Source organism: Arthrobacter sp. zg-Y1171 (assembly GCF_025244845.1).
Taxonomy (GTDB): domain Bacteria; phylum Actinomycetota; class Actinomycetes; order Actinomycetales; family Micrococcaceae; genus Arthrobacter_B.
In genome coordinates this window covers 2,166,105-2,182,039 of record NZ_CP104264.1, presented here as the reverse complement: position 1 = coordinate 2,182,039, position 15,935 = coordinate 2,166,105, and the positions used below count along the sequence as shown (strand labels likewise).

The following is a 15,935-nucleotide window of genomic DNA, read 5'->3' as shown; positions in this document are numbered from 1 at the left end:
GATAAAGTGAAGGCATGAGCCGCATTATTGCCGGGGCTGCCGGCGGATCCTCCTTGTACAGCGTTCCGGGTGACGGAACGCGTCCCACCACGGACCGGGTGAAGGAAGCCCTCTTTTCCCGCCTCGAGTCCTACGGCATCCTGCAGGAAGCCCGCGTGCTGGATCTGTTTGCCGGGTCCGGTGCCCTGGGGGTGGAGAGCGCAAGCCGCGGCGCGGCCGCCGTCGACCTGGTGGAACTGGCCGACAAGCCCGCGGCCACCTGCCGGCAGAACGCGGAACTGGTCAACAAGATCCTGGGCCGGACCTGCGTCAACGTGCACCGGGCCAAGGCCGAAACCTTCCTGCTGCGGGTCCCGGCGGACGTGCGCTGGGACGTGGTGTTCATCGATCCGCCTTACGCGTTCACCGAAGCGGAGCTGGCTACGGTCCTTACCCCGCTGGCCGGGCACCTCGCAGTCGGAGCGGTTGTGGTGCTCGAGCGCTCCACGCGTTCCCCCGAGCCGGTCTGGCCCGAGGGCCTGGAGCGTTTCAGCGAGCGTAAATACGGTGAAACCACGCTGTGGTTCGCCGAACCCGCCGACGATGACGCAGAGTCCGACGACGCCGAGGCCGCGCAGGCCTAACCCGCGAAGCGGTCCAGGTCCTCGCCCGTAAGCACCGCTGCCGGGTGCGGACCGGCAGCCAGGAGCTGCTGCGTCCACTCGGCGGGCCAGGGGAACCGGGTTGCCGCGAGCACGATGTTGCCGGGGTAGCGCCCCGTGAACATGTCCCGCTGCGCCAGCGCCGCCACGTCGCCGTCCGTGCGCTCAGAGTCCGTTTCCGTGCCGTCCGTGACCAGTGCGGCCTGCATCTCGCGGACCTGCCGGCGGGCGAAGGCCAGCGGCGGATCGTCCCCGACGTTGACCAGCAGCACCCCGGCGGGGGAGAGCAACGCAAGCAGCTCGGCGTAGAAGTCCGACGTCGCCAGGTGCGCGGGTGCATCGGGGCCGGCGAAGATGTCCAGGACAATGGCATCGAAACGCCGGCCGGCAAAGCGGTCCAGTGATTCCCGTGCGTCCCCGATAACGGTCTCCAGCTTGGTGCCCTCCGGCAGCGGAAGGTGCGCCAGCACGAAGTCCAGCAGTTCGCGTTCCAGCTCCACCGCCGCCTGCTCGGACCCGGGGCGGGTGGCCTGGAGGTAACGGGTGAGGGTCAGCGCTCCGGCACCCAGATGCAGTGCACGCAGCGGCTCCCCGTCCGGTGCGGCCAGGTCCAGGACGTTGCCTATCCGGCGCAGGTACTCGTAGAAGATTTCCTGCGGGCGGGCCAGGTCCACGTGGGACTGCTCCGCGCCGCCGATGCTCAGGATGAAGGCACCGGGGGTGAAGCCGTCTTCGGTGATGGTGGCGTGGGCGCCGATGCCCCGCAGCAGCCGGGACGCGTTCACAGCAGCCCGCCCAGCCGGGCGAGGCGCTCGGAGGCCTGGTCCAGGACGTCCGTTTTCTTGCAGAAGGCGAACCTCAGCAGGGACCGGGTGCGCTGCGCTCCTTCCGCATGGCAGAACACGGCCACCGGAATGGCCGCCACACCGATCAGTTCCGGCAGCCGCCGGGCCAGTTCCGTGGCGTCGGTAATCCCCAGGGGCGACGTGTCGGCGGTAACGAAGTACGTTCCGGCGGACGGCAGGACTTCCATCCCGGCCGCCCGCAGTCCGGAACCGAGCAGGTCCCGCTTCGCCTGCAGTGCCGCGGCGGCTCCGGTGAAGTAGGAATCCTCCAGTCCCAGGCCGACGGCGACCGCGGACTGGAAGGGGGTGCCGGAGGTGTAGCTCAGGAAGGTTTTGACGGTGCGGACCGCTGCCACCAGCGGCGCCGGGCCCGTAAGCCAGCCGATTTTCCAGCCGGTCACGGAAAACGTTTTGCCCGCCGAGGAAATGGTCAGGGTCCGTTCCGCGGCACCGGGCAGCGTGGCAACGGGAATGTGCACCGGCCCGAAGGTCAGGTGTTCGTACACCTCGTCGGTGACGATCACGGCGTCGTGCTTCGCTGCCAGGTCCACGATCTGTTGCAGGACCTCGCGGGGAAGGACAGCGCCCGTGGGGTTGTGCGGGTTATTGACCAGCACCACCCGAGTGCGGTCGGTGAACGCCGCTTCGAGGGCGCCGTCGGCGGGGAGGAAATGCGGTGCCTCGAGGGCGACGGTGGTGTGCGTGGCGCCGCTGAGCCCGATGACCGCGCCGTAGGAATCGTAGAACGGTTCGAAGGTCAGCACCTCGTCTCCGGGACCCGTCAGGGCCAGCAGGGACGACGCAATGGCTTCCGTGGCGCCGGTGCTGACGATCACCTCGGTGTCCGGGTCCACGTGCAGCCCGTAGAACCGCTCCTGGTGCGCTGCGACGGCGTTGCGCAGGACGGGCAGGCCCTGTCCCGGGGCGTACTGGTTGGCGCCGGAGGCAATGGCTTCCCGTGCGGCGGCGAGCATTACGGCCGGGCCGTCTTCATCGGGAAAGCCCTGGCCGAGGTTGATGGCTCCGTGCTGTCCGGCAAGGGCAGTGATTTCCTCGAAAATGGTCACCCCGAGGTTGCCGTCGGCCGCGAGCAGGTTGGCCCCCGCGGCGGTCCGCTGCCAGGGTTGGGCGGCGGCCGTACCGGTGCCGGACCGGGCGCGGAGCAGGGACGCGGCTGTGCTGATACTCATTCCTCAAGTATTACCCGCCCGCACCCGGTAGATTCGACCTATGCGACGCGCTGTATGCCCCGGTTCCTTTGATCCCATCCACAACGGCCACGTGGAGGTGATTGCCCGTGCGGCGACCCTCTTCGACGAAGTCATCGTGGCGGTGTCCACCAACTATGCGAAGAAGTACCGCTTCAGTGCCGAGGAACGCCTGGAACTCGCAGCGGAAACCTTTGAGGCTCTGAGCGGAGTCTCCGTGGTCCCCATGGGGGACGGGCTCCTGGCCGACTTCTGCCGGGAACACGGAGCCTCCGCGATCGTGAAGGGGCTGCGGTCCGTCCAGGACTACCAGTACGAACTGCCCATGGCCGTCATGAACAGGCAGCTCACCGGCGTCGAAACCGTCTTCCTGGCCGCGGAAAGCAGCTACACCCACCTGTCCTCGTCCCTGATCAAGGAAGTGGCGGCCCTGGGCGGCGACGTCGCCGGCTATGTTCCCCCAACGGTGTTCAAGCGCCTGACGGCAAGCTAGGCGGGGTCGGATCCGTCCCCGGACGCACCGGAGGGGAAGTACCGGGGACGCCGATTAGCCGGATGCCCCGTGGCGGGTAAACTGGGTAATGGAGCACGTGCCCGCACGTGTTCCTTGGCTGCGGTGCAGCCGCAGTTTGAGAGATTCCGGCAAGTCAGGCTAAGATGATATGTCGGTCTATGTTCTACAGGAGTTCTCATTAGCGAATTTTCGCGGTCCAATCCGGAAACTCCCCTGGCTATCAACGTCAGGGACCTCGGGCGCAGCCCGGGAACGATGCGGACCTTGCATGAACATGTACCGGCACCGAAAGACTTCGGTGTTGCGCTTATCGGCGTTCCGGAAGGATCCGGCCTCGAGCTCGATCTGAGGTTGGAGGCCGTGCACGAAGGGATTCTGGTATCCGGCGTAGTAATCGCCCCCGTAAAGGGCGAATGCGGCCGCTGCCTGAAGCCACTCGCGTACGACCAAGAAGTCGATGTGCAGGAACTCTTCTACTACGAGGACGCTGAGTCCTTCGAAGAAGAAGATGAAGAAGAGCAACACCGGATCGAGCGAGATGTCATCGATCTTGAGCCGGTATTGCGGGACGCAGTGGTTCTTACCATGCCGTTCCAGCCGGTGTGCCGGGAAGACTGCGAAGGCCTTTGCTCCGAATGCGGAGCGCGCCTTGAGGAGGATCCGGGTCACCACCATGAAGCAGTGGATCCTCGCTGGGCAGCCCTCGCCGGGCTGACCGGCACGGCCGCAGAAGATACTGCGGCACCAAGTACAGAGTCAGACGAGAGAGAAGAGAGTTAGCCGTGGCTGTTCCGAAGCGGAAAATGTCCCGCGCGAATACACGTGCACGCCGGTCCCAGTGGAAGGCGACCGCGCCCAACCTGGTGAAGACCGTGGAGAACGGCCGCGTCACCTATAGCCTGCCGCACCAGGCCAAGGTCGTAACCGACTCCGCCGGTACCGCGCTGTTCCTTGAATACAAGGGCCGCAAGGTCGCGGACGTCTAAGACCAGTGTTCGGCCCGGTGTTGCGCATCATTAGTGTTGTTGCGGTCGGGCACGTGAATACTGCTTTTCGGGTTGTATCCAAAAAGTGAAGAATACTGAAGAGCTTATGAAGCGTCTCGGTGTCGATATCGACGCCGGGACGCTTCGTCTTGCACTCACGCACCGTTCCTACGCTTACGAGCAGGGCGGCATCCCCACGAACGAGCGCCTGGAATTCCTGGGTGACTCCATTCTGGGGTTCTCGGTAACCGATGCGCTCTACCGGGATAATCCTGATCTTTCCGAGGGCGAGCTGGCCAAGCGCCGCTCCGCCGTCGTGAGTACCCGTGCCCTCGCCGGCATTGCCCGCGGCCTGGGGCTGGGGGAGTACATCCTGCTGGGCCAGGGCGAAAAGCTGACCAACGGGCGCGACAAATCCTCCATCCTTGCGGACACCACCGAGGCAATCATCGGTGCCGTGTACCTGGATCACGGAATCGAAACCGCGCGGCAGATGGTGATGCGCCTTGTCGGGCCGCTGCTGTCCAATGCCGAGGCACTCGGTGCCGGCACGGACTGGAAGACCAGCATCCAGGAGATCGCTGCCGGCCGGAAAATGGGCGACATCGAATACCGGGTCTCCGGATCCGGTCCCGACCATTCCCGCAGCTTCGTTGCTGTCCTGCATATCGGTGACAAGGCCTACGGCACCGGTGTCGGCCACTCCAAGAAGGAAGCCGAGCAGGAAGCCGCCGCTGCCTCCTGGAAGATGATCAACGCCAAGGAAGCCGATTCCGCGGCTGCCGGTTCCTAGGCACTCCCGGCAATGCCTGAGCTTCCCGAAGTCGAGGTGGTCCGCCGCGGACTGGCGTCATGGGTCCGCGGCCGTACCATCACCGGCGTCGAAGTCGTGGATCCCCGGTCCGTGCGGCGCCATGCGCCCGGCCCGGCCGACCTCGTCGCCAACCTTGAAGGCGCGGTGGTGGCCGACGTCGTGCGCCGCGGCAAGTTCCTTTGGCTGCCGCTGCTCGAGTCGGCTCCTTCACCGAACGGTGCGGACGACGACGTCGTGCCCCCCTTTGCGCTGATGGCCCACCTCGGCATGAGCGGGCAGCTGCTGATGGAGGACTCGGCGCTTCCGGACGAGAAGCACCTGAAGGTCCGGTTCACGCTCAGTCCCGCCGTTGATGCCTCCGGTGCTGCGATGCCGGACGAGCTGCGTTTTGTGGACCAGCGGATCTTCGGCGGTGTGTTCCTCACCGATCTGGTGCCGACTCCCGACGGCGCTCCCGGCGGCCTGTCCGAAACCGGACTTCCGCTCGTGGCGCAGGAAGCCGCGCACATTGCGCGGGACCCCCTCGATCCGGCGTTTTCCTTTGACGAGTTCTACCGTCGGCTGCGGGGCAGGAAGACCGGGATCAAACGCGCCCTGCTGGACCAGGGACTGATTTCCGGGGTCGGAAACATTTATGCCGACGAGTCCCTGTGGGCGGCACGGATGCACTTTGCCCGCCCCACGGACACCATGCGACGGGCTGACGCGCTGCGGCTGGTCGAGGCCGCCCGGGACGTGATGACCCGTGCCCTGGCTGCGGGCGGCACCAGCTTCGACTCGCTGTACGTGAATGTGAACGGTGCCTCGGGGTATTTCTCCCGGTTCCTCAACGCCTATGGCCGCGAAGGGTTGCCCTGCCCGCGCTGCGAGGAACTGGGGTTGCATACCCTGATCCGGCGGGATTCGTTCATGAACCGGTCGTCGTACAGCTGTCCCGTGTGCCAGCCGCGGCCCCGGAACGGCCGCTGGTAGTTTTCCGTTCCGCGAACTGGATCGGATGTCCGTCGAAGTCCTCGACGAATGCAACCCGCAGTTTTCCGTCCAGGAACGGGTGCGGTCCTTGAAGGTCTTTTGCTCCGGCGTCGAGCGCAGCTGTGTAGGCGGCTGCGGCGTCATCCGTCCAGAGCGTGAGGCACACACGGTGTCCGGCCGTGACCGGGGTGAGCCCGTGGGCTTCGGCCGCCGGTCCAGGCAGAGCGAGCCCGAGTTCGAAGCCTTCCAATGACATTTCGATTTTGACGGGTGCTGTCCCTGCTCCCGTTGCGCGGAACTCTTCAGTGAAGCCGAGGGCCGCGTAGAAGCGTGCCGCCCGCGCGACGTCGGCGACGAACAAGATGACCTGCGGATTGTAGATTTTCACGGCTGTCCTCATCTCGGGCGTTGGAGTGCGCCCGTTCACGGCACCTTTGCGTACGGTAACAAATCCGGGTGGTATCCGTCGCCCAGCAGCCGGCGTCACACCGGGCGCGCTCCGGGCGGGCATCCAGGGCCGGTCCCGCCACCAGCGTCAGGAACAGAAAAATTACGAAACTCTTGCAATCTTTTCGGAATTACGTAATTCTCTATTCATGACTGCAGGAGACGACGCCCGGCTGGAGGCGCTGGAAGCACGCGTGGCAGCCCTGGAGCAACGCGCGGAAGCCGCGGAGCCGACGTCGGCCGCGGACGGGACGTCGGCCTCGGACGGGGCAGACGTGTTCTGGGCCCTCGAAGGGGTGCGGAAGCGCTATCCGGAGCCGGGAGCCGTGCTGTTCACCGGCACCGCCACTACCGCCGCCGGTGCCCACTACGAGTACCAGTACGGGTTGGAGACCGGGCATCTGCTCGACGTCGACTGGACGCAGTTCGCCGAAACCCTTGCCTCCCTCGGCCATCCCATCCGGCTTGCCGTGCTCCGCGCCGTGCTCGGCGGAACCGAGACCGTGGCAGAACTGGTGGAGGAACTGGGTTCCGGAACCTCCGGACAGATTTACCACCACGTTCACCAGCTGGCCGCCTCGGGATGGCTCGCACCGCACGCCCGGTCCCGCTACCAAATCCCGCCGGCCCGGGTCATCCCGCTGCTGGCGATTCTGACCGCTGCCTCCGGAGGTAACTGACATGTCCAAACACAGACGCATGGCCGTGGCCGTCCTGGCTGCTGCAGCGGTACTGGCCGCCGGGCTCCTTGCTGCCCCGTGGACGCCGCGCCTGTCGACGCAGGTTTCCGGGGATGCAGCCCTCACCGATGCTGTCCGGCCCCTGCTGCAGAAACCTGCCGATGCGGTCAGTGTGGCATACCTCGAAAACGGCGATGTCCGGTTTGCCGGATTCGGTGCCGACGAGCGGACCGAGTTCGAAATCGGTTCGGTGTCCAAGACATTCACTGCAGCGCTGCTCGCGGACGCCGTCGAGCGCGGCGAGGTGACGTTGGAGACCACCGTTGCCGAGATCCTGGGTCCGGAGCTGCGGGATCCGGAAGCCGAAATCGGCGCCGTCACCCTGGCCGAGCTGGCCAGCCACCGTTCGGGGCTTCCCCGGCTTGCCACCGATCCGGGAGCGATGGTCTCCCTGCTTGCCGGCACCGTGCTCCACCGCGACCCCTACACCGCCTCGCCTGCCGAGGTGCTGGAGCAGGCACAGTCTGCGTCGGTGGGCGGAAGGGGAGCGGTGGCCTACTCCAACCTCGGGTATGCCTTCCTCGGGCAGCTGCTCGCCAGGGCAGCCGGGATGGAATACACCGACCTGCTGGAGCAGCGGATTTTCGAGCCACTGGGAATGAAGGATACGTACGTGCCAATGACGGCCGACAACCTACGTCCCGATGCTCCGACCGGCCGGAATGCAAGCGGACTGCCAGAGGGTGCCTGGACCGGCAACGGCGGGGCGCCGATGGGTGGGATCCGGTCTACCGCAGCGGATATGTCGCTCTACCTCCAGGCACTGCTGGCGGAGACTGCTCCGGGTTCCCGTGCCCTGGAACCGCAGTGGGATACCGGTGAGGACGGAGAGCAGGTGGGCCTGGCATGGTTCACCCAGGCCTCTCCCTCGAGTGGGCGGGCTGCGACCTGGCACAACGGCATGACCGGAGGTTTCTCGGCAATGGCGGCAATGGACCGCGAGGCGGGCACGGCGGTGCTGATCCTCTCCAACGTGGCTGCCGGGCAGGAAGAAGCTGCCTTGGCTTTGTTGAAGGAAGGTCTCTGATGACATTCAGCCTGATGTCCTGGATCCTCGGCGCCTGGCTGGTGGTGACCTGTCTGTCGATGGCGGTTCCCGTCTGGAAACGGGCGGGAATGCCTTCCGGCCCCAGCCGGAGGTCACTGCTGGCCGGTTTGATGGAAGCGGCTTCGCTCGCGGGCCTTTTGCGGCTGGTCGTGCCGTGGACTTCCGGGTCGGTGGTCCTTTGGGTGGTGGCCGTTGTCGCGCTCGCGGCGGCTGTTGCCGGTGCCGTTCTTCGCTGGCCGGAGCTGCCGGGTCGGGTTGAGTCTGAGGGTCCGTTACGGGAGAAGGTATCCGAGGCTACGACGGGACCGGAGCCGGCCGGTTCGGAGCTGGTTCCGAACCCAGACATCCCTGCGGAGGCGTCGGATCAGTCCCGGCTGCCGCAGACCGCGGCGTCACAAGCCGCATCGGTGGAGCGGTCACGGCTACCGTTCTTTCCTGTGCGGGAAAGGGCGGCCGCACCCGGCACCGGGAATTCCGACACCGCCAGCCCCGACCACGGAAGCCCAGACCGGAAGGCGAAGGCCGGGAAGAAGAAGCCGAAGAAGGAGCCCGGAAACCTCGCGCTGGCGGGGAACGCTGCACTGCTGCTCGGCGTCGTCGTGGTTTCTTTTCTCGCTGGGTAAGGCCGGTTTCGGCCGCAAGAGCGTCGCTTGGAAGGCTATAAAAGACAACTGAAAAAACAGGTGGTTGAACGGGTATTTTACGCCTAGATCAGAGCTCCAGACCCCGATAGACTCGAACACATGTTCGAATATTCTCACCCTGCAAACCACCCTGCAAACCACCCGCGGACCGGCGGATCGACCGCCGGTACCGCGTTGGTGAACGCGTGGGTTGAGGTACTGGGGGATCAAGCTGAGGGCCTGTCCAGCGGGGCGCCGGATGACCGCGAGCTCATTGACCGGATCCGGGCGCTCGAGGAACTGAAAGCCGCAGCCTCGGCGGCACAGGCCCGGGCCGCTGTAGAATTCGATGCCTCGCAGCGCCGGAAGCAGGCCGAGGCCGGAGTGCCGCGCGCGGACCTCGGCCGCGGAGTCGCGTCCCAGATTGCCTTGGCCCGCAGGGAGTCACCGAGCCGCGGGGGACGGCTGCTGGGGTTTGCCAAGGTGCTGACAAAAGAGATGCCGTGCACGCTGGACGCGCTGACCCGCGGGAAAATCAGTGAATGGCGGGCAACGCTGCTGGTCCGCGAGACAGCTTGCCTGAGTCTGGAGGACCGGCGGCGGGTGGATGAAGAACTGGCCGGAGATCCGGACGTGCTTGAGACCCTGGGGGACCGGCAGATCATTTCCCGTACCAGAGGTGCCGCTTACCGGCTCGACCCGCAGGCAGCGGTCAAGCGCGCAGCCAAAGCCGAATCCGAACGCTTTGTTTCCTGCCGTCCGGCACCGGACACCATGACTTACCTAACCGGACTATTGCCCGTCGCCCAGGGAGTGGGAGTTTTTGCCGCACTGTCCCGTGAAGCAGACCGGCTGCGGGCAACCGGAGATACCCGGGGGCGGGGCCAGATCATGGCGGACACTCTCGTGGAACGCGTGACCGGCCAGGCGGAGACAGGGCAGCTGAAGGTGGAAGTTCAGCTGGTGATGTCGGACCGGACACTGTTCGGCGGAGACTCAGAGCCTGCTCTGGTCCCCGGGTACGGCCCGGTGCCGGCGCAATGGGCAAGGGACCTGGTCCGGGGAAGGCGTCCGGGGCAAGAACCCGGGCAGGACTCCGAACATGACGGGCAACGGGCTGCAGGCCGGACAACGAAGCAGGACAAGCAGGAAGAACGCTGGATCCGCCGGCTCTACACCGAACCGATTGCCGGTCAATTAGTCGCTATGGATTCCCGGGCGCGCTTGTTCCCGGCTTCGCTGGGACGGTTTATCGCGGCTCGCGACCAGACCTGCCGAATGCAGTGGTGCGGGGCACCGATTCGGCATCTCGACCATATTCGCCCGCACCGTGACGGCGGGGAGACCAGCACTGCGAACGGTCAGGGACTCTGCGAGGCATGCAACCAGGCTAAGGAAGCACCCGATTGGAAGGCGCAAACGCTCGATCCGCCGCCGGGATCAACTACACCGCAAACCGTCGAGACCACCACCCCAACAGGGCACACCTACCGGTCCACGGCGCCTCCGCTCCCCGGAAGCAGGGCCGAGGACAGCGCTGGCGATCGGACGGGAGGCAAGCCGCCCCCGAAGGGTTTCCTGGAAGCCTGCATCGTGGACCTGGTTTGGGCCGCGTAGCAGGCAGAACGCTACCGGTCCGCCAGCTCCGCAAGGACCCCGTCGGTAAAGGGAGGCCACACCTCGGCAGCCCAAGGACCGAAATCGCGGTCGGTAAGGCAGACAGCAGCAGCACGAGCCGCAGGATCCACCCAGAGGAAAGTGCCCGACTGGCCGAAGTGCCCGAAAGCGGCCGGCGAGCTGTTGGCACCGGTCCAGTGCGGAGACTTCTGGGCACGGATCTCGAAACCGAGACCCCAGTCGTTCTCGTTCTGCCGGCCGAAACCGGGAAGCACTCCCGCCAGGCCGGGAAAGACCACCTGCGTGGCTTCCGTCAACCGGCCCGGATCCGTGAGCGTGGGAGCCTGCAGCTCGGCAGCAAACCTGCTGAGGTCCGCAGCCGTGGAGACGGCACCGGCAGCGGGGGAGCCCTCCAGTGTTGTGGAAGACATGCCCAGCGGAACCAGCACGCCTTCCCGCAGGTATTCCCCGAAGGCCATGCCCGTAGCCTGCTCCAGTGTCTCTCCGAGTACCTCAAAACCCGCGTTGGAATACAGGCGCCGGGTACCGGGGGTGTAGCGGACGGTGCGCTCGCCGAAGTCGTAGCCGCCGGAATGGGCCAGCAGATGCCGGACGGTGGATCCCTCGGGGCCCGCAGGCTGATCGAGTTCCAAGGCTCCCTCATCGAGGGACACCAGAACGGCGTATGCGCTCAGCAGCTTGGTGACTGACGCCAGCCGAAAACGGAGGTCCTGGTCGCCGGCGGTTCCCAGCACCTCGCCGTCAACGCCTACGACGGCGGCAGCGGCGTGGTCGACGGGCCAGGACTCGATCGTCTGCAGGCTTTTCACGGGATCATCCTAGGAGTAGTGCCGGGCAAGCCGGATCATGCCGTCTTCAATCGAAACTTCGGGCGTCCAGTCCAGCACTTCGCGGGTTTCGCGCTGGTCAAACCAGTGCGACGTCGAGAGCTGCTCGGCAAGGAAGCGGGTCATGGGCGGCTCGTCATGGACCAGACCCCGCCGGCCGGCCACCAGCCATGCCTTCTCGATCAGGCTTCCGGCGCCGCGGGCAACCTTGCCGGGAACGCTCCAGCCCGGTGCAGCCACTCCAGCGGCGGCACAGATCCCGGCAATCAGTTCCCCTACCGGCCTCGGCTGTCCGTTAGTCACCACGAGGGCACGGCCGGCCGCGGCATCCATCCGCTCGAGCCCGCGGACAATGGCTGCCGCCGCGTTGTCGATATACGTGGTGTCGATCAGCGCAGCACCGGCATCCAGCAGCGGCAGCCGGCCGGACCGGGCACGGTCGATCACGCGTTCCACCAGCTGCGTATCGCCGGGCCCCCAGACGATATGCGGGCGGATGGCAGTGACCCGGAAATCGGAGGAGTTCTGCGCCAGCGCAATGAGCTCGGCCTGGGCCTTGGACGCGGCGTAGAAGCCGCGGGCACGGGACGGATCTGCAGTACCCGCACCGGCACCGGCAATCGGTTCGCCGAAGTGCGCCACGGACGGAGAGGACACGAAGACGACGTCGCGGACCCCGGCCGCCTGCGCAGCCTGCAGCAGGACCTGCGTACCAACGATGTTGGTTTCCTCGAACTCATGCCACTCGCCGGTAAAGGAAACCTTCGCGGCGAGATGGATTACTGCGTCCATCCCGTCCACGGCGCGGGCAGCAGCAGCGGGATCCGCAACGGACCCGGCCACGGAGTCCCGGCCCGGGACTCCCGGCCGGCGCTGGAACGTGCGGACCTTGTGGCCCTTGGCTTCCAGCAGGTCCGCCACGGCGCCGCCCAGCAGGCCGCTGGCACCGGTGACGAGGACATTCCGGGGAGGCAGGACGGCGGAGCTCATCGCCGTCCCTTGCCCAGGCTCGGCACCGGACCGCCGGCGAGCAGCCGGGAGGCCCAGTCCGCCAACGCGGTGCGGTCGATCTTGGAATTGTGCCGGATATCGGTGGGCATCTGCGGCAGCACCAGTACCGCCGCCAGATCGAGCCCCACCAGCTCGGCCACGCGGGACCGCACAGCTGCGGTCAGCGCCGGAGTCGCGGTTCCGGCCCGGCGGGCGGGCGGTTCCGTTTCGAGCACGGCCACGGGCACCTGGGCACCCGCGGGTCCGACGCCGACCAGCGCCACCCTGCCTACGCCGTCGACCGTCTCGGCCGCCTGCTCGGCTGCCACCGGAGTCCGGACACCGTCCGCAGTGGTGAGGATGTGCCCCAGGCGGCCCTCGACCCACAGCCGGCCCTCATCGTCGAAGTGGCCGACGTCGCCGGTGCGGTGCCAGCCGTCAATGGAGGAACTGTGGCGTTCCGTGATCCAGAGCCGGTCGTAGCGGTCCTTGACGTGCGGGGCGCTGACCAGGATTTCACCGGTGCGGTTCGCGACGGTCAGCGGTTTGTTGCCGACCGAGCCGTCCGGCAAGACTTCGGCGATGGCCACGTCGGCCCGGGACACCGGGATGCCCACGCAGACGCCGTTGCCGGCACCCGCGGCACGGATGCCCTCGAGGCTGATGTCGGTGACCGGCAGCGCTTCGGTCATGCCGTACGGGGTGTGCAGGGACGCCTTCGGCACCAGATCCTGCACCTGGGCCAGAAGCGGCTCGGCTATCGGGGCGCCGGCGGAAAGCAGCAGTTCCACCTGTGCCAGTGCGGCCCGCTGTGCAGCGTCCAGTTGGCCGGACGTGGCCAGCACGTTGGTCAGCGCCGCAGGGGAAGCAAAGATGGTGGTGGCATCCACGGCGACGGCGGCATCAGCCAGGGCTGCCGCGGTCAGGGTGCGCGGGGAGGTGACGTCCATGTCCGGAGTCACTGACGTTGCCCCCAGCGCCGGCCCCAGCAGGGCGAACGGCGCGAAGCCTGCCACCAGCGAGGTCCCGGCACGGAGGTTATAGGTGTCCTTGATGGCGTCGCGCATCGCGGCCAGCTGCCGGTGCGTGTACACCACGCCCTTGGCCGGGCCCGTCGAGCCGGAGGTGAACAGGACGGCGGCGTCGGCGTCGGGGTCCGCGGGATACCACGGCGCTTCGGAGCCGGAACCGTCGGCAATGAGACCCTCGACGGAATGCCGCACACCCAGCAGCCGTTTGCGGGCCGGAGACAGCTCGGACACGCTGATCCGGGTTCCCGGCCAGCCCAGCGCCCGGGCACCGATCAGCGCCCGGTCGATGCCGATCAGGAACGCCGGACCGGCGCCCTTGATGGCGCGGCCGAGTCCCTTGGTGCCGAGGCCGGCGTCGGCCACCACGATGACGGCGTTCAGGCGCAGGCACGCGTAAATCAGCGAGGTCAGTTCAATGCCGGGCGGAACCAGCAGGTTCACCCGGGTTCCGGGACGCACGCCGGCCGCGGCGAGACCCGCAGCGAGGGCATTCACGCGTTCCGCAAGCCCCGCCCAGGACAAGGTGCGCGGGGCCGTGCCTTCGCCTCCGCCCAGCGGTGCCATGTCGACGACGGCGGGGCTCGTATCGCGCGCCCGCTCATCCAGCTCGGCAAGCATGGGGCGGAACGGCTCAGTGCGCCGGAGGGCGGAATCCGCAGGCTCTTCGACGGCCGTCCGCAGCCAGGCGAAGACGGGGGAGGCGATGTCGACGTCTTCGGGAAGCAGGTGCCCCGCACCCTCGAACCGGTGCACGGAGGATTCCGGCAGCCGCTCCAGCAGGTCGCGCAGGTAGCGGTCGGAAAAGACCGGATCCCGAGGACCCCAGAGAACCAGCGAGGGAACGTTGAGCCGGCGGATGCCCTCGGCTACGGTGTTCAGCGCGCGCCAGCTCGGGTGGGAATCGACGGCGGGAATGTCGGCAACGAAGTTCGCGACGCCCTGCCGGCGGGCCGCACCGCGGTACGGCAGCGCGAAGGCCTCCCGCACGGGAGCCGGGTGTGCGGGCTGCGCGAGGGAATGCGTGACCCGGATAAAGGCATCGGTGCTGCGCGTGCCCCAGGGGTGGACGGCCGGATGCAGGGCCAGCTTCAGGGCCGGCGGCAGCGAGTAGCCGGCCGGATGCACAGCGGTGTTGGTCAGGACGACGCCGGCCAGCTGGCGGCGGTGCCGCAGCGCCCAGCCCAGGGAAATCACGCCGCCCCAGTCATGGCCGACAGTGACCACGGGACCCGTGATCCCCAGCGTGTCCGTGAGGTTGCCGAGGTCGGTGATCCGGTCCTCCAGCCGCCGGAAGGCACCGGTGCGCTCGGAGAAGCCCATATCCAGCTGGTCAACGGCCACTACGCGCCACGGCTTGTCGGCGGAAGCGCCGGCAGCCAGCAGGGTGCGCCAGAGATAGGACCAGGTGGGGTTGCCGTGCACGCAGAGCAGGGTTCCGGCCGGTTCAACCCCGGCGGCGGCCAGGTCAGGGCCGTTGTCGAGGATGTGCCACTTGCGCACGGAGCCGGCGACGTCGACGGCGGCGGTGGAGGGAACGTGGACAAACGTGGACCAGGCGGCGGAAACGCCGGGCCAAAGCTCCTCTACCACGCAATCTCCATCATGGTCGTGTTCAGTCCGGAGCCCACGCCCATGCACAGCACACGGTCGCCGGGGTTCAGGGAACGGGATTCCTGGGCCAGGGTCATCGGCAGCGACGCCGGACCGACATTGCCCCAGTTCGGGAACGTGATCGGCACCTTTTTCCGGTCCAGGTCCACGGCCTTGATGATGGCGTTGGTGTAGGAGTTGGACACCTGGTGGGTCACGTAGCGGTCCATGCCGGACCAGTCCCAGCCGTTGCCGTGGGCTTCGTGCCACGCATCCACCACGAGTTCCAGGCCGCCGTCCAGCAGGCCCTTGGTGTCGGTGTACATGCCGTCGATGCCGCCCACGCACAGCTCGTGGTGCTGGGTGCCGGCACGCGAAACGCCGCCGAGGATGCGGTGCGAGCCGGGGTGGCGGTCCGCGCGGCCGATGACGGCGGCAGCCGCACCGGAGCCGAGGGTGAGGGTGGCGAATTCCCGCAGGTAGTCGTCGCGGGTGGAATCGGGGGCGTTCAGGCGCTCGAAAGTGGCTTCCTGCACGCCCTGGGAATCTTCGCCGGCCACGATCAAGGCATAGTTGATCTGCCCTGAGTCGATCATGTTGGACGCCAGGGTGATGCCGTTGACGAAGCCCAGGCAGGCGTTGGCCAGGTCGAAGTTCATGGCGGAGGAGGGCAGTCCCAGGCCGTTGTGGATCTTCACGGCTACGGAAGGCTCAAGGTTCCGGCGCGTCACCGAGGTGTTGATGAGCAGTCCGATTTCGGATGCTTCGACGCCGGCTTCGGCCAGGGCCTTGGCACCGGCTTCGGTGGCGCCGTCGTCGAACGCGGTGCCGGGGGCCCACCAGCGGCGTTCACTCACGCCTGCCACCCGCTCGAGCAGGCGTTTGGAGAGCCGCAGCCGCTTGAGCGACGGCTCGAGGCGCTCGTCGAATTCACTGGAACTCATGACCACCGGAGCTTCAACGCTGTTCACGCTGAGGATGGCGGAGTTGGAGTGCTGGAAGTTGAAGTTCCCGGTCAAAA

At 67.0% G+C, this 15,935-nt stretch carries 17 protein-coding genes; 10 read left to right on the top strand and 7 right to left on the bottom strand.

Annotation, left to right across the window (positions count from 1 at the left end; genetic code table 11):
* Positions 1–14 precede the first annotated feature (14 nt).
* Positions 15–623 (top strand): 16S rRNA (guanine(966)-N(2))-methyltransferase RsmD, encoded by a 609-nt coding sequence (gene rsmD, locus N2L00_RS10285; protein WP_255766556.1) that lies wholly within the window; start codon positions 15–17, stop codon positions 621–623.
* Here rsmD and N2L00_RS10280 read toward each other — a convergent pair.
* Both N2L00_RS10280 and N2L00_RS10275 read right to left on the bottom strand, forming a co-directional pair.
* On the bottom strand, positions 620–1,426 hold the full coding sequence (locus N2L00_RS10280; protein ID WP_255862841.1) for a spermidine synthase: 807 nt from the start codon (positions 1,424–1,426) through the stop codon (positions 620–622). The two genes, rsmD and N2L00_RS10280, sit on opposite strands and share 4 nt — an antisense overlap.
* Positions 1,423–2,676, bottom strand: coding sequence for an aminotransferase class I/II-fold pyridoxal phosphate-dependent enzyme (locus N2L00_RS10275; protein ID WP_255862842.1), 1,254 nt, complete (start codon positions 2,674–2,676; stop codon positions 1,423–1,425). Before N2L00_RS10275 ends, N2L00_RS10280 begins: the two co-directional genes overlap by 4 nt.
* A gap of 40 nt (positions 2,677–2,716) precedes the next feature.
* Here N2L00_RS10275 and coaD point away from each other — a divergent pair, with 40 nt between their 5' ends.
* The 5 genes from coaD (at position 2,717) to mutM (ending at position 5,980) form a co-directional block, all read left to right on the top strand.
* On the top strand, positions 2,717–3,187 hold the full coding sequence (coaD, locus tag N2L00_RS10270; protein WP_255766553.1) for a pantetheine-phosphate adenylyltransferase: 471 nt from the start codon (positions 2,717–2,719) through the stop codon (positions 3,185–3,187).
* Positions 3,188–3,421: 234 nt separating this feature from the next.
* Positions 3,422–3,988, top strand: a complete 567-nt coding sequence (locus N2L00_RS10265) for a DUF177 domain-containing protein (protein ID WP_227923697.1) — start codon at positions 3,422–3,424, stop codon at positions 3,986–3,988.
* A gap of 2 nt (positions 3,989–3,990) precedes the next feature.
* Positions 3,991–4,194 carry a 50S ribosomal protein L32 gene (gene rpmF, locus N2L00_RS10260; RefSeq protein WP_146364453.1) on the top strand — a complete coding sequence of 68 codons (204 nt, stop codon included), beginning with the start codon at positions 3,991–3,993 and terminating at the stop codon, positions 4,192–4,194.
* 85 nt (positions 4,195–4,279) lie between these two features.
* Positions 4,280–4,987, top strand: coding sequence for a ribonuclease III (gene rnc / locus N2L00_RS10255; protein WP_255766552.1), 708 nt, complete (start codon positions 4,280–4,282; stop codon positions 4,985–4,987).
* A 12-nt stretch (positions 4,988–4,999) separates the two neighbouring features.
* On the top strand, positions 5,000–5,980 hold the full coding sequence (mutM, locus tag N2L00_RS10250; protein WP_255862843.1) for a bifunctional DNA-formamidopyrimidine glycosylase/DNA-(apurinic or apyrimidinic site) lyase: 981 nt from the start codon (positions 5,000–5,002) through the stop codon (positions 5,978–5,980).
* On the opposite strand, the gene N2L00_RS10245 is transcribed toward mutM, so the two are convergent.
* Positions 5,916–6,368 carry a glyoxalase/bleomycin resistance/extradiol dioxygenase family protein gene (locus tag N2L00_RS10245; protein ID WP_255862844.1) on the bottom strand — a complete coding sequence of 151 codons (453 nt, stop codon included), beginning with the start codon at positions 6,366–6,368 and terminating at the stop codon, positions 5,916–5,918. The two genes, mutM and N2L00_RS10245, sit on opposite strands and share 65 nt — an antisense overlap.
* Before the next feature lie 208 nt (positions 6,369–6,576).
* Between N2L00_RS10245 and N2L00_RS10240 the strand changes: the two genes are divergently transcribed.
* From N2L00_RS10240 to N2L00_RS10225, 4 genes are all read left to right on the top strand, one after another.
* Positions 6,577–7,107 carry a helix-turn-helix domain-containing protein gene (locus N2L00_RS10240; protein ID WP_255862845.1) on the top strand — a complete coding sequence of 177 codons (531 nt, stop codon included), beginning with the start codon at positions 6,577–6,579 and terminating at the stop codon, positions 7,105–7,107.
* A gap of 1 nt (position 7,108) precedes the next feature.
* The gene (locus N2L00_RS10235; protein WP_255862846.1) at positions 7,109–8,194 is read left to right on the top strand and encodes a serine hydrolase; all 1,086 of its coding nucleotides are present in this window, start codon (positions 7,109–7,111) and stop codon (positions 8,192–8,194) included.
* The gene (locus N2L00_RS10230) at positions 8,194–8,838 is read left to right on the top strand and encodes a hypothetical protein (protein WP_255862847.1); all 645 of its coding nucleotides are present in this window, start codon (positions 8,194–8,196) and stop codon (positions 8,836–8,838) included. Before N2L00_RS10235 ends, N2L00_RS10230 begins: the two co-directional genes overlap by 1 nt.
* 120 nt (positions 8,839–8,958) lie before the next feature.
* The gene (locus tag N2L00_RS10225; RefSeq protein WP_255862848.1) at positions 8,959–10,455 is read left to right on the top strand and encodes a DUF222 domain-containing protein; all 1,497 of its coding nucleotides are present in this window, start codon (positions 8,959–8,961) and stop codon (positions 10,453–10,455) included.
* Between the two features lie 11 nt (positions 10,456–10,466).
* Here the strand turns inward: N2L00_RS10225 and N2L00_RS10220 are convergent, their stop codons facing one another.
* The 4 genes from N2L00_RS10220 to N2L00_RS10205 are packed head-to-tail and all read right to left on the bottom strand — an operon-like array spanning position 10,467 to position 15,933.
* Positions 10,467–11,285 carry a serine hydrolase gene (locus tag N2L00_RS10220; protein ID WP_255862849.1) on the bottom strand — a complete coding sequence of 273 codons (819 nt, stop codon included), beginning with the start codon at positions 11,283–11,285 and terminating at the stop codon, positions 10,467–10,469.
* 9 nt (positions 11,286–11,294) lie between these two features.
* Positions 11,295–12,293 carry an NAD(P)-dependent oxidoreductase gene (locus N2L00_RS10215; RefSeq protein ID WP_255862850.1) on the bottom strand — a complete coding sequence of 333 codons (999 nt, stop codon included), beginning with the start codon at positions 12,291–12,293 and terminating at the stop codon, positions 11,295–11,297.
* A complete protein-coding gene (locus N2L00_RS10210; protein ID WP_255862852.1) occupies positions 12,290–14,914 on the bottom strand; it encodes an alpha/beta fold hydrolase in 2,625 nt (874 codons plus the stop codon). Before N2L00_RS10210 ends, N2L00_RS10215 begins: the two co-directional genes overlap by 4 nt.
* The gene (locus N2L00_RS10205; RefSeq protein WP_255766543.1) at positions 14,908–15,933 is read right to left on the bottom strand and encodes a 3-oxoacyl-ACP synthase III; all 1,026 of its coding nucleotides are present in this window, start codon (positions 15,931–15,933) and stop codon (positions 14,908–14,910) included. Before N2L00_RS10205 ends, N2L00_RS10210 begins: the two co-directional genes overlap by 7 nt.
* Positions 15,934–15,935 lie beyond the last annotated feature (2 nt).

Coding starts and splice junctions, on each gene's coding strand:
- rsmD (WP_255766556.1), top strand. CDS start 15: ATGAGCCGCATTATTGCCGGGGCTGCCGGCGGATCCTCCTTGTACAGC.
- N2L00_RS10275 (WP_255862842.1), bottom strand. CDS start 2,676: ATGAGTATCAGCACAGCCGCGTCCCTGCTCCGCGCCCGGTCCGGCACC.
- coaD (WP_255766553.1), top strand. CDS start 2,717: ATGCGACGCGCTGTATGCCCCGGTTCCTTTGATCCCATCCACAACGGC.
- mutM (WP_255862843.1), top strand. CDS start 5,000: ATGCCTGAGCTTCCCGAAGTCGAGGTGGTCCGCCGCGGACTGGCGTCA.
- N2L00_RS10240 (WP_255862845.1), top strand. CDS start 6,577: ATGACTGCAGGAGACGACGCCCGGCTGGAGGCGCTGGAAGCACGCGTG.
- N2L00_RS10235 (WP_255862846.1), top strand. CDS start 7,109: ATGTCCAAACACAGACGCATGGCCGTGGCCGTCCTGGCTGCTGCAGCG.
- N2L00_RS10230 (WP_255862847.1), top strand. CDS start 8,194: ATGACATTCAGCCTGATGTCCTGGATCCTCGGCGCCTGGCTGGTGGTG.
- N2L00_RS10225 (WP_255862848.1), top strand. CDS start 8,959: ATGTTCGAATATTCTCACCCTGCAAACCACCCTGCAAACCACCCGCGG.
- N2L00_RS10215 (WP_255862850.1), bottom strand. CDS start 12,293: ATGAGCTCCGCCGTCCTGCCTCCCCGGAATGTCCTCGTCACCGGTGCC.